The organism is Massilia sp. UBA6681 (assembly GCF_002454935.1).
Classification (GTDB): Bacteria; Pseudomonadota; Gammaproteobacteria; order Burkholderiales; family Burkholderiaceae_D; genus Telluria; species Telluria varians.
In genome coordinates this window covers 1-13,585 of sequence record NZ_DKJX01000099.1, presented here as the reverse complement: position 1 = coordinate 13,585, position 13,585 = coordinate 1, and the positions used below count along the sequence as shown (strand labels likewise).

The following is a 13,585-nucleotide window of genomic DNA, read 5'->3' as shown; positions in this document are numbered from 1 at the left end:
TCAAGTGGACGGGTTGTGGAGGTAATGCACTTCGGACTGGGCGCGCAGCTGGGCGGCCGCCTGTTCCGGGGTCAGGTCGCGCTGGGTCTCGGCCAGCATCTCGAAACCGACCATGAACTTGCGCACCGAGGCCGAGCGCAGCAGGGGCGGGTAGAAGTGCGCGTGCAGCTGCCATGGGGTAGCGTCGTCTTCTGAATACGGCGCGCCGTGCCAGCCCATCGAGTAGGGGAAGGAGGTCTGGAACAGGTTGTCGTAACGGGTCGTCAGGCGCTTCAGGGCCAGCGCCAGGTCGGCGCGCTGTTCCTGGTTCAGCTCTTCCAGGCGCTTGACCGGGAAGCGCGGCAGCAGCAGGGTCTCGAAGGGCCAGCTGGCCCAGTACGGCACCACGGCCAGCCAGTGGGAGGTAACGACGACCACGCGTTCGCCATCGGCCGCCTCGCGCTCGACGTAGTCGAGCAGCAGCGGCTTGCCCTGTTCGGCGAAATACGCGCGCTGCTGGCGGTCCTCGCTGGCCGGCAGGTCGGGCAGGAAGCTGGTGGCCCAGATCTGGCCGTGCGGGTGCGGGTTCGAGCAGCCCATCACGGCGCCCTTGTTCTCGAAGACCTGCACCCAGCGGTGCTGCCGGCCGAGTTCCGCGGACTGCTCGCACCAGGTGTCGACCACGCCTTCGATCGCCGCCAGCTCCAGCAGCGGCAGCGACTTGCTGTGGTCCGGGGAAAAGCAGATGACACGGCTGGTGCCGCGCGCGCTCATGGACTGGAACAGCGGATCGTCGCCGGGCGTGGCCTCGGGCGTGTCGGCCATCAGGGCGGCGAAGTCGTTGGTGAACACATAGGTGCCCGTATAGTCGGGATTCTTCTCGCCGTTGACGCGGGTGTTGCCGGCGCACAGGTAGCAGCTGGGGTCGTGCGCGGGCCTGGCTTCGCGGTCGACCGCTTCCTGCTGGCCCTGCCACGGGCGCTTGGCGCGGTGCGGCGAGACCAGCACCCAGTCGCCCATGAGCGGGTTGTAGCGGCGGTGAGGATGATCGGTGGGATTGAACATCGAGGACCTCGTTCGATTCGGGTAATAGAGGAATGCTTGTGCGGCGAGTTGCCGACAGGATGGCGAAGTGTAATGCGTTTCCCTTTTCAAGAACGCATGCTTGGCAAATTGCTCATGTTCATGAGTGCTTGATGGAAAAACTCAAGGGCGTGAGTGTTTCGGGCGGCGGGCCGATAGCGCTTGCGGTGCGCGCTCCGGCATGCCTAGACTGGCAGCCCGTTCTTGTTGCTCATCGTACATCGCCATGATTGCTTTCGATTTCGCCGCCGCCGGGCTGCTGCGCAAGGCCGCGGCCGCTGCACTGACCACGTGCTTCGCACTGCTCGGGGCCGCCCACGCCGCGCCGGTCGACTTGAACCAGGGCTGGCTGTTCCACCGCGACGACAGCCGCCAGGCCGCCGGCATCGAACAGGTCCCCGCCCATGGCTGGACCCGGGTCGACCTGCCGCACGCGGCGCGCATCGAAGCGCGGGTGCCGACGGCGCCCTGGCAGGGGACGGTCTTCTACAAGAAACGGCTCCAGAGCGCGCTGCGTCCGGGCGAGCGCGCCATCCTGCGCTTCGAGGGCGTGATGAACGTGGCGGACGTCTGGCTGAACGGGAAGCACCTGGGCCAGCACCTGGGCGGCTACCTGCCGTTCGCCTTCGATATCACCGACATCCTGCAGGCGGGAGGCGACAATGAACTGGTGGTGCGCGCCAACAACGAAGACAACCCGATCACCGGACCCAAGCCGCTCAAGGACCTGGACTACATCCAGCACGGCGGCATCTACCGGGGCGTGTCGCTCGCGATCAAGCCGCCGGTGCACGTCACCGACGAGATGCTCTCGGCGTCGCCGGGCGGCGGCGGCATCTTCGTCACCACGACCCAGGCAGACAAGAAGGCCGCCGTGGTCCAGGTCAAGACCGAAGTCAGCAACACATCGAACAGCGCGCAGGCGGTGACCGTGCGCCATACCCTGGCGTGGAAAGGCCGCCAGGTGGCCCGGGTGGAACAGCAGCTGCAACTGGCGGCGGGCGAACGCCGCCACGTGAGCATCCCGCTGAAACTCGCGCAGCCGAAGCTGTGGTCGCCGAAAGCACCAAACCTGTACCAGCTCGAGACGCGGGTAGCGGCCGCCGGCCGCGAAGACGTGGTCAACACCCGCATCGGCGTGCGCCACCTGGCCTTCGAGGACGGCAAGCTGCTGCTCAATGGCGAGCCGGTCCAGCTGCGCGGCGTGAACCGGCACCAGGAATATCCCTACGTCGGCTACGCGCTGTCGCAAGGCGCGGACCTGCGCGACGCGCTCCTGATCAAGAAGTACGGCTTCGACTACGTGCGCCTGTCGCATTATCCGCAGTCGCCCGCCTTCATGGCCGCGGCCGACGAGCTGGGGCTGATGGTGCTGCCGGCGATCCCGGGCTGGCAGTTCCACAACCCCGACCCCGCCTTTGCGCGCCAGGTGATCCGCACCTGCGCCGACATGATCCGGCGCGACCGCAACCACCCAAGCGTGCTGGCCTGGGAGTGCTCGCTGAACGAGAGCCGTATGCCGGACGCGCTGGTGCAGGCCCTGCACGACACGGTGCATGCCGAATATCCGGGCGACCAGGCCTTCTCGGCCGGCTGGGTGCCGCAGACCTATGACATCTACCTGCAGGCGCGCCAGCACAGGATAGGGAGCAAGCATGCGCTGCCGAACAAGCCGCTGATCGTGTCCGAATACGGCGACTGGGAATACTACGCCATGAACGCGGGCTTCAACCAGGGCGCCTGGTCCGACCTGAAACCGGCCGACCGTTCCAGCCGCCAGGCGCTGGGGAGCGGCGAAACGCGACTGCTGCAGCAGGCCAGGAACGTGGCCGAGGCCCACGACGACAACTATGCAACCCCGGCCTTCGCGGACGGCTACTGGGTGATGTTCGACTACGCGCGCGGCTACGCGCCGGACCTCGAAGAGTCGGGCGCGATGAGCATCGAGCGCCTGCCCAAGTTCTCGGCCGAGTTCTTCCGCTCGCAGCGCGATGCGGCGGAAGTGTCGCCGCGCTGGGGCGGCGGCCCGATGGTGTTCATCGCCAGCTACTGGCAGCCCGAATCGTCGCCGCGGGTGCGCGTGTTCAGCAATGCCGAGGAAGTCGAGCTGCGCCTGAACGGCAAGCCGGTCGGGCGCAAGAAGAGCCTGCCGTCGGCGACGCATCCGCGCCTGCGGCATCCGCCGCTGGAATTCGATACCGGCGGTTTCGCGCCCGGCGAACTGGTGGCGCGCGCGTATTCGGGCGGGCGCATGGTGGCCGAGCACCGCGTCCGCACCCCCGGCGCGCCGGTCAGGCTGGCGCTGGCGCTGGACGACATGGGCGTGCCCGCAACAAGCGGCGACCTGGTGTTCGTCCGCGCCCGCCTGCTCGACGCCAACGGCACCACGGTGCCGCTGAGCGGCCGGGAAGTGGCCTTCACCGCCGGTCCGGGCGCCGAGATCGTCGGCAGCTCCACGGTGTTCACCGAGGCCGGCATCGCCAGCGTGCTGGTGCGCGTCCAGGGGCCGCGCGCCAATCTGAGCGCCCAGGCCGACAACTTGACAGGAGGGCTCGCACCATGAAGACCGGCACGCTCCTCAAGCATGCGGCCCGCAGCTCGCTGGCCGTCCTCCTGTGGGGCGCCTGCGCGATCGGCCAGGCCGCCGAGGTGCTCGACCTGTCCGGCGCCTGGCAGTTCGCGCTGGATCGCGAGGACCAGGGGGTGGCGCAGGGCTGGCAAGGCCGCAACCTGCCGGACAGCATCGCGCTGCCCGGCATCCTGAACGCGCAAGGCTACGGCGACGAGATCAGCGCCCAAACCCCGTGGGTATTGTCCCTGTACGACAAGCACTGGCACCAGCGCGCGCAGTACCTGCCGTATGCCCAGCCGGGCAAGGTGAAGGTGCCCTTCCTGGCGCAGCCGCAACGCCACTACCTGGGCGCCGCCTGGTACGGGCGCGAGGTCGAGGTGCCGGCCAGATGGAAGGGCAAGCGCGTGGTCCTGTTCCTGGAGCGGCCGCGCTGGGGATCGACGCTGTGGGTCGACGGGCGCGAGGTGGGCGCCAATCGCAGCCTGGTGGCCGAACACGCCTACGATCTCGGCCTCCTGGGGCCGGGCCGGCACCGCATCAGCGTCCGCGTCGACAACCGCATGCTGATGGACTACCGCCCGGATTCGCACAGCGTCTCCGATTCGCAGGGCATGAGCTGGAACGGCATCGTCGGCAAGGTCGAACTGCGCGCCACCACGCCGGTGTACATCGACGACGCTCAGGTATTCCCGCGCGTGAGCGACCGCAGCGCCCTGGTGCGGGTGCGGATCGGCAATGCCGGCGGCAAGGCGGGCAGCGGTACGCTCACGGCCAATGGCCGGCGCATTCCGGTGCGCTGGCTTGCATCCGGCGGCGAGGCGGAGTTCCGGGTGCAGTACCCGAAAAACGCGCAGACCTGGGACGAATGGAACCCGGCCCTGCAGAAGCTCGCGCTGCGCCTGCAGGGCGAGGGAGCGGACGACCGGCAGCAACTGCGCTTCGGTTTCGTCGAGATCCGGGCCGAGGGCAAGGACATCCTGGTCAACGGCCGGCCCACCTTCTTCCGCGGCACCCATGACGGCGGCGGTTTTCCGCTCACCGGCCATCCGCCCACCGATGTCGAATCCTGGAAGCGGATCTTCAGGATCAACAAGGCCTGGGGCATCAACCACGTGCGCTTCCATTCCTACAACCCGCCGCAGGCGGCCTTCGCCGCCGCCGACGAGGTCGGGATCTACCTGCAGGCCGAGCCGGGCATGTGGAATGCCGTCTCGCCCGGCACGCCGATGGAAGCCATGCTCTACGAGGAAAGCGAGCGCATGCTGCGCTCCTTCGGCAACCATCCGTCCTTCCTGCTGTTCAGTCCCAGCAACGAGCCGAAGGGCAACTGGAAAGCCGCCTTCGACAAGTGTATCGCCCATTACCGCGCGAGGGATCCGCGGCGCCTGTACACCAACGGCACCGGCCATACCGAACCCTCGGTGCCGGGACTGGACCAGGGCACCGACTTCCTGGCCGTCCAGCGCATCGGCCCCAAGCCCCTGCGCAACAAGACCGGCTGGTTCGGCCGCGACTATGCCGCCTCGCTCGAGGACGTCAAGGTGCCGGTGATCACCCACGAGATCGGCCAGTGGATCGCCTATCCCGACTTCAAGGTGGTCGACAAGTTCACCGGCTACCTGCGCCCCGGGAACTACGAGATCTTCCGCGATTCCGCGCGCGACCAGGGCGTGCTGGAGAAGAACGAGGAATTCGCGCTGGCCTCGGGCGCCTTCCAGCTGGCCTGCTACAAGGAAGAGATCGAAGCGGCGCTGCGCACGCGCGGCATCTCGGGCTACCAGATGCTCGACCTGCACGACTACCTGGGCCAGGGCACGGCCCTGGTCGGGGTGCTGGACGCCTTCTGGGAGCCGAAGGGCTACGCCACGCCGGAAGGCTTCCGCCGCTTCAACGGCGAGACCGTGCCGCTGGCGCGCCTCGAGCGCCGCGTCTACACCACCGCGCAGCGGCTACGAGTGCCGGTGGAGATCGCCCACTACGGCCGCGCCGACCTGCGCGGGGCCCGGCCCCGGTGGAAGCTGGTGGACGCCGCTGGCAAGACCGTGATCGAGGGCCGCCTGCCGGCGCTGGACATCGCCACCGGGACCAACACCCTGCTTGGACGGATCGGTGTCGACCTGTCGCAGCTGGCGGCGCCGCGGGAATACCGGCTGGTGGTGGGCCTGGACGGCACCCAGATTGCCAACGACTGGAGCCTGTGGGTCTACCCCGAACGGGTCGACACCGCCGCGCCGCCGGGCGTGTTCGTCACCCATGCCTGGATCGATGCCGAGCGCCTGCTGGCCGAGGGCGCGAAGGTGCTGTACATGCCGCCCAAGGCGGACCTGGACTGGAGCTCGCCGCCGCTGGCGGACGTCCCGGTGTTCTGGAACCGCTTGATGAGCCCGGGCTGGGGCCGCATGCTCGGCACCTGGGTCGACACGGCGCATCCGGCGCTGGCGGGCTTTCCCACGGCCGCCCACCACGACTGGCAATGGACGGAACTGGTGGCGGGCGCACGCGCCATGAACCTCGGGCGCCTGCCGCGCGCGCTGCAGCCCATCGTGCAGCCGATCGACGACTGGAACCGCAACTACAAGCTGGGCCTGCTGTTCGAAGCCCGGGTAGGGAAGGGCCGGCTGCTGGTGTCGACCGCCGACCTGGCCAACCGCCTGGACGAGCGCGTGGTGGCGCGCCAGCTGCGCCGCTCGGTGCTGGACTACATGGCAAGCAGCGCCTTCGCCCCGAAGGTGGACGTCGCCCCCGCCGCGTTCAGGTCGGTCCTGTTCGATACCCGCGTGATGAGAAAGCTCGGCGCCACGGCCAGCGGCTGGCCGAACGCCGGCAATGCGGTCGACGGCGACCCGAATACCTTCGCCCTGCTCAATGCTCCGGCGGGCGCGCCGCGGCCGCAGACCGCGCTGACCATTGCCTTTCCCCAGGCGGTGTCTTTTGATGGCCTGGTCCTGATGCCGCGCCAGAACCACCGCGACCACGAGGGCGACGTGCGCGCGCTGTCGGTGCAGGTCAGCGACGATGGCCACAGCTGGCGCGAGGTGCTGCGCACCGAGCTGTCGTCCAGTTTCGATCCGCAGGCGTTGCGCTTTGGCCAGGCCGTGAGCGCCCGCCAGCTCCGGCTGGTGCCGCTGTCCGGCTTCGGCGCGGACCGCGCCAGCGCCTTTGCCGACGTCGCCGTCTCGTACACGGGCCCCGCGCTGCCGGCCCTGCCGGGTGACGTGGAGTACAGCCGCTCGCGCTCGGCCAGCGCCGACGTCGACGAGGCCGGCATGGACGACCGGCGGCCGAGGGGCGGCAGCAGGCCTTGATCTTCGGAGCGTCCCTTTTTTCCACGAAAAAATCATCCGGATGAGTCATTGTGGTGGTGGCGATTTTTGCATGGGACAGCGGCTTATGATGCATCGCTGACATCGTTTTCATGTCAGGCAGTCGTAGGCAAAACCCATACCAAATACGCCAACGGAGACAACATGATTCACAAGAAAGCGAGAGCCTCGACCCTCGTGCTCGCATTGCTGGCCGCCGCCGGCAGCGCCGGCGCGGTCATCACCATCCCCGGCAAGCAGATCGAAAACCTGAACCGCGGCGCGGTCGCAATCGCGAGTGGCTCCGGGGTCTTCATCAGCTGGCGCCAGCTGGCCACCGACGTCGGCGGCACCAGCTTCAACGTGTACCGCGGCGCGACCCGGCTGAACGCCTCGCCCCTGAATGCACTGAACTTCACCGACCCGGGCGGCGCCGCCACCGACAGCTACACCGTGCGCGAGGTCGTGAACGGCGTGGAGCAGCCGGGCAGCCCGGCCGGCGCGACCTGGGCCAAGCCCTACAAGTCGATCCCGGTGCAGGCGCCCCCGAGCGGCGTTACGCCCACCGGCGAAGCCTATACCTATGAAATCAACGACGGCAGCCCGGCCGACCTGGACGGCGACGGCAGCTACGAGATCATCGTCAAGTGGCAGCCGAGCAACGCCAAGGACAACTCGCAGTCGGGCTACACTGGCAACACCTACCTGGATGCCTACAAACTCGACGGCACCCGCATGTGGCGCATCGACCTGGGCAAGAACATCCGCGCCGGCGCCCACTACACCACCTTCGTCGCCTACGACTTCGACGGCGACGGCCAGGCCGAGCTGATGGCGAAGACGGCCGACGGCACGGTCGACGGCCAGGGCGTGGTCATCGGTTCGCCGAGCGCCGACCACCGCAACAGCGCCGGCTACGTCCTCGCCGGTCCCGAATTCCTCACCGTGTTCAACGGCCTGACCGGCGCCGCCATGAAGACGGTGAATTACCTGCCGGCGCGCGGCAGCGTGTCGGCCTGGGGCGACAACTACGGCAACCGGGTCGACCGCTTCCTCGGCGGCGTGGCCAACCTCGACGGCAACCGCCCGAGCGCCATCTTCTCGCGCGGCTACTACACGCGCGCCGTGATCGCGGCCTGGGACTGGCGCGACGGCGCCTTGACTAGCCGCTGGGTGTTCGACACCGACGTCGCCGGCAGTGCGGCCAGGGGGCAGGGCGCGCACTGGTTCGCCACCGGCGACGCCAACGGCGACGGCCGCGACGACATCGTCTACGGCGCCGCCACCATCGACAGCTATGGACAGCTGCTGTACACCACCAAGCTGGGACATGGCGACGCGCTCCACTTCGGCAAGTTCGACCCGGACCGCGCCGGCCTGCAGGTCTACATGATCCACGAGTCGCCCGCGGCCTACGGCGCCAGCGGCTCCGGCCTGCACGACGCGGCGACCGGCGCGCTGATCTGGGGCGCGAGCGGCTCGAACGCCGACGTCGGCCGCGGCGTCTGCTTCGACGTCGACCCCAACTATCCTGGCGCGGAATGCTGGGCCTCGCGCGGCGGCCACCGCACGGTCACCGGCGCCCTGATCAACAGCACGGCGCCGAGCTCGATGAACTTCGGCGTCTGGTGGGACGGCGACCTGCTGCGCGAACCGATGGGCAGCGTGGCGGTCCAGAAATGGAACCCGGCCACCAGGACCTTCTCCACGCTGCTCGATACCAGCAGCTACGGCGGCACCACCAACAACGGCACCAAGGCCACGCCGGTGCTCACCGCCGACCTGTTCGGCGACTGGCGCGAAGAGATCGTCGTGCGCAACAGCAGCAATACCGAGCTGATGGTGTTCAGCACCGCGATTCCGACCACCACCCGCATCAACACCCTGATGCACGACCCGCACTACCGCAGCCAGGTGGCGGCGCAGAATGCCGGCTACAACCAGCCGCCGCATACCAGCTTCTACCTCGGCCATGGCGCGACTTCCTTCCCGCAGGCCCCGGTGCACGTGCCTTACGACGGCACCGGGACGGTGCAGGCCGAGACCGCGATCGTCGGCGGCGGCACCGCCGTGAAAAGCGACCGCGGCGGCTACCGCCACCTGGGCTTCCTGAACTTCCCCCTGAACGGCGGTGTCGCGGAATTCCAGCGCATCAACGGCGGGGCGGGCGGCGCCAGGAGCATCACGATCCGCTACGCGAACGGCAACCCGACCCCGCGTACCGGCGTGCTGCGCGTGAACGGCGTGGCCCAGGCGATCACCTTCCGGGTCACCGGCAGCTGGACCACCTGGACCACCATGAGCGCCACCGTCAACCTGGCCCCCGGCCAGAACAACACGCTGCGCTTCGAATCGACCGGCCAGGGCCTGGGCAATATCGACGAGCTGATCGTCCCGTAACGAACAAAAATGCATAAGGTGATCCGGATGAAAAAACTTCACATGCTGTTTGCGCTGTTCCTCGGCCTCGTCGGCCACGCCGCGTGGGCCGCGCCGATCGGCTGGTACGAGTATCAGGCGACCTGGCGCGACGGGACTTTCCAGGGCCGCTTCCATTACGACAGCGCGTCCCCGGCGCGCATCACGGCGGTCGAGGGCTTGCTGTCCACCTCGGTCCAGGCCACGGCCATCGACCAGGTCTACTACCTCGACTACGACCAGCCCGCCGCCTGGAACTTCCTCGCCAATACCAACCCGGCCGACCCGGGTGGCCATGACGCGGGCTTCTACCTCACGCTGCTCGACCTCGGCGCCTCCTTGAGCATCGACCTGTCCGGCCAGAACGGACTGTATGACTGGAGCAGGTTCGAGGAAGCCTACATCGACGACTCGCCCCTGCTGTCGTTCACGCTGCGGGAAGCGAGCGCCGTGCCGGAGCCGGGCAGCGCCATGCTGCTGCTGGGCGGGATGGCGGGCCTGGCCGCGCTGCGCCGCAGGAAGGGCAAGGGGGATTGATGCCTCTTCGCCCGCTGTCGGTCGCCGCCGGCATCCTGCTGGCGCTCCAGCTGTCCTGGAGCGCCCCGGCCGGCGCCGCCGCACCCTCCGTGGTGCAGGTGGCGCAGGCGGCCTATCCCGCGCTGCCCCTGAAGGTGAGCCTCGACCGCCCGGACTGGACCTACCGCGCGGGCGAGCACGCGATCTTCCGGATCAGCATCGACAAGAAGCCCTATCCGCGCGAAGGCATCCGGATCAGGTACCGCCTGGGGCCGGACATGCTGGAAGGGCCGGAGCGCAGCGCGGTGGTGCCGGAGGACGGCCTGTTGCTGGCGGCGCCGGGCGGGGACAAGCCGGGATTCGTGCGCTGCATCGTCAGCGCCAGCATCGACGGCAAGGCGGTCGAAGCGGCGGCGACGGCGGCCTTCAGCCCGCTGGAGCTGCGCCCGGTGCAGGCGGAACCCGAGGATTTCGATGCCTTCTGGGCGGCGCAGAAGCGCGAGCTGGCCAAGGTCGACCCGGCGTTCCGGCTGTTGCCGGCGCCGGCGCTGTCCACGCCGGAAATCGAGGTGTCCTATCTCAGCTTCCAGAACGTGGGACCGGGCACCCGCACCACCCGCATGTACGGCGTGCTCTCGGTGCCGCGCGGGGAGGGGCCGTTCCCGGCGGTGCTGCAGGTGCCGGGCGCCGGGGTGCGTGGCTACAAGGGCACGCCGGAGCTGGCCGCGAAGGGCTTCATCACGCTGCAGCTCGGGATCCACGGCATCCCCGTGGACCTGCCGGCGGAACTGTACGAGCAGCTCAACGTCGGCGCGCTGGCCGGCTACAACCGCTTCAACCTGGACGACCGCCACGCTTATTACTACCGCCGGGTCTACCTGGGCACGCTGCGCGCCCTCGACTACCTGGTGCAGCACCCGAAGTGGAACGGCAGGCAGCTCGCCACCCAGGGCGGCAGCCAGGGCGGCCAGCTGGCGATCATGGCCAGCGCCCTGCATCCGCGCGTGTCGCTGACGATCGCGTCCTACCCGGCCTACAGCGACGTCACCGGCTACCTGCACGAGCGCGCCGGCGGCTGGCCCGGGCTGTTCCGCAAGGACGACGAAGGCCGAAGGCAGGACCAGCCGGTCGAGCCGAAAGCCGCCACCTCGGCCTACTACGACACCGCGAACTTCGCCAGACGCCTGCGCACCCCGGTGCTGTACTACGCCGGCTACAACGATACCGTGACGCCCCCGACGTCGACCTTCGCGGTGTACAACGTGATTCCGACCGCCCGTACCCTGGTGGTCGAGCCGGACCAGGTGCACCTGACGTCGCAGGCGCACCGCGACACGATCGAGCGCTGGCTGCTCGAGCACACGGCGGGCAAGCGCTGATGGCGGTCTTTGCGTTCACCTTGCGAAACGATCAAGTCCTTGATTACTTCGCGCCCGTCGGAGGATCGGCTGCCCGTCCTTCGTCTTTATGGATGACGGCCCCGTGCGGCCTGCCGCACGGCCGTCGACTCCATGGGCTTCTTTCGCTTGGAAGATGCTCTTGCGCACGGTCCGTCGCGGCCGTGCTTTTTTTTGTCCAGCAGGATCATTCATGAGCAAGTCCTTCGCACACAAGCCCTCCCTCCTTGCCGGCGTCGTCGGCGTTCTGGTGGCCTCGCTGTCCTGCGCGGCCGCCACCCAGGATCCGGTCGTATTCGACCGCATCGCCGAGGTCGCCGCGCGCGTGGCGTCCCCGCCGCCGGACGCCAGGCCGCTGGTGCGCTGGTGGTGGTTCGGCCCCGCCGTGGTGCCGGCCCAGCTGGAACGCGAGATCGCGGCCATGAAGGCCGGCGGCTTCGGCGGTTTCGAGATCCAGCCGGTCTACCCGATGGAGCTCGACGACGCGGCGCGCGGCATCAGGAACCTGCCCTACCTGTCGACGGAGTTCCTGGACGCCGTCTCCTTCGCCAACCGCCAGGGACGCGCGCAAGGCCTGCGGGTGGACATCACGCTCGGCTCGGGCTGGCCTTTCGGCGGGCCGCACATTGGCGTCCACCATGCCGCCGCGCGCCTGCGCATGGCCAGCATCGAGGTGCCGGCCGGGAGCGCGAGCTTCGCGCTGCCGGCAGTGATGAACGGCGAGCGCCTGCTGGCCACCTTCGTCGCCCCCGGCAATGCCAAGCAGTACGAGGCCGGCAAGCTGCAGCGCATCCAGGCCAGTGCGGACGCCGGCGGCCGCGCCGCCATCGCGCCGGGCGCTGGCGACCGGGTGGTGCTGGCTTACATCGCCACCCGCACCGGCCAGCAGGTCAAGCGTCCGGCACTGAATGCCGAAGGCTTCGTGCTCGACCACCTGAACCGCGAGGCGGTCGAGCACCACCTGAAAACCGTGGCCGAACCGCTGTTGAAGGCCTTCGGCGAGCAACCGCCCTATGCGGTGTTTTCGGACAGCCTCGAGGTCTACGGCAGCGACTGGACCGCCGACTTCGTCGAGGAATTCCGCAAGCGCCGCGGCTACGACGTGCTGCCGCACCTGCCTGCGATTTTCAACGGCATCGGCGAGCAGGCCGGCGCGCTCAAGCGCGACTGGGCGCTGACCCAGACCGAACTGGTGAACGAGCGCTATCTCACCCCGATGGACGACTGGGCCAGGGCGCACAAGACCCGGTTCCGCTCCCAGACCTATGGCGAGCCGGCGGTATCGATGTCGAGCAACCGACTGGTGGCGCTGCCGGAAGGCGAGGGGCCGCAGCACCGCGCCTTTTCCTTCACTCGCCTGGCGACATCAAGCGGCCACCTGTACGGCCGCCCGGTGATCTCGGCCGAGACCTGGACCTGGCTGAATTCGCCCGCTTTCTCGGCCACGCCGCTCGACATGAAGGCCGAGGCCGACCGCATGCTGCTCGAGGGCGTGAACCTGTTCGTCGGCCACGGCTGGCCGTATACGCCGCCCGGGACCCGCGCGCCCGGCTACGCCTTCTACGCGGCGGCCGTGTTCAACGACTACAACCCCTGGTGGAACGTGATGCCGGACGTGAACGGCTACCTCACGCGCATGAGCTGGCTGATGCGCCAGGGAGAACCCGCCAACCAGGTCGCGGTGTTCCTGCCCAACGACGACGTCTACGCGCGCCTGGTGCCGGGCAAGGTTTCACTCTCGGCCGAGATGCACCACTACGTCACGCCCGAGCTCACCGCCCAGGTGCTGGACGCCGGCCACAACCTGGACTACGTCGATGCCGAATCCATCCTCGCGCTCGGCCTGAAGCACCCGGTGCTGGTGATGCCGCGCGTGCGCCGGCTGGCGCCCGAGGTGCTGGACAAGCTGGCCGCCTACGTAAAGGCGGGCGGCAAGATCATCGCCGTGGGCGGCACGCCGTCGATGGCGCCGGGCTACCTCGACGCGGCGCGGATCTCCGCGCAGGTCGCGGCAAAATCGACAGCCCTGTTCGCATCCGGCCCGAACGTGCAGGTGGTGGCCGGCGATACGGCGGTGGGCGCCGCGCTGGACCAGGCGCTGGCGCCGGATTTCAAGGTGGCCTCGAACGCCGCCGAGGTCGGCTTCGTGCGCCGCAAGCTGGCGGACGCCGACATCTACTTCGTCGCCAACACCGGCAATACGGTGGTAGACACGACGGCCACGCCCGGCGTGCGGCGCGCGCATGCGGCCTGGCTGGATCCGCACAGCGGCAAGTTGACGCGCGCTGCCGCCGGCGGCCCGCGGCCGCTGGTGCTGG

At 68.9% G+C, this 13,585-nt stretch carries 7 protein-coding genes; 6 read left to right on the top strand and 1 reads right to left on the bottom strand.

The window, feature by feature from the left end; genetic code table 11:
• Positions 1–1,044 (bottom strand): UDP-glucose--hexose-1-phosphate uridylyltransferase, encoded by a 1,044-nt coding sequence (locus B2R83_RS19235; protein ID WP_292044218.1) that lies wholly within the window; start codon positions 1,042–1,044, stop codon positions 1–3.
• A gap of 244 nt (positions 1,045–1,288) precedes the next feature.
• Here B2R83_RS19235 and B2R83_RS19230 point away from each other — a divergent pair, with 244 nt between their 5' ends.
• The 6 genes from B2R83_RS19230 to B2R83_RS19205 all read left to right on the top strand — a co-directional run.
• Entirely contained in the window at positions 1,289–3,625 is a 2,337-nt protein-coding gene (locus B2R83_RS19230) for a glycoside hydrolase family 2 TIM barrel-domain containing protein (RefSeq protein ID WP_292044217.1), read from the top strand.
• A complete protein-coding gene (locus B2R83_RS19225; protein WP_292044216.1) occupies positions 3,622–6,939 on the top strand; it encodes a sugar-binding domain-containing protein in 3,318 nt (1,105 codons plus the stop codon). Before B2R83_RS19230 ends, B2R83_RS19225 begins: the two co-directional genes overlap by 4 nt.
• A gap of 162 nt (positions 6,940–7,101) precedes the next feature.
• Positions 7,102–9,336: a carbohydrate-binding protein gene (locus B2R83_RS19220; protein WP_292044215.1), complete on the top strand. Its 2,235-nt coding sequence runs from the start codon at positions 7,102–7,104 to the stop codon at positions 9,334–9,336.
• Positions 9,337–9,363: 27 nt separating this feature from the next.
• Positions 9,364–9,891: a PEP-CTERM sorting domain-containing protein gene (locus B2R83_RS19215; RefSeq protein ID WP_292044214.1), complete on the top strand. Its 528-nt coding sequence runs from the start codon at positions 9,364–9,366 to the stop codon at positions 9,889–9,891.
• Complete coding sequence (locus B2R83_RS19210) at positions 9,891–11,249, top strand: acetylxylan esterase (protein ID WP_292044213.1); 1,359 nt, start codon at positions 9,891–9,893, stop codon at positions 11,247–11,249. Before B2R83_RS19215 ends, B2R83_RS19210 begins: the two co-directional genes overlap by 1 nt.
• A gap of 211 nt (positions 11,250–11,460) precedes the next feature.
• Positions 11,461–13,585: glycosyl hydrolase (locus B2R83_RS19205; protein WP_292044212.1), on the top strand; the 2,125-nt coding region annotated here is incomplete at its 3' end.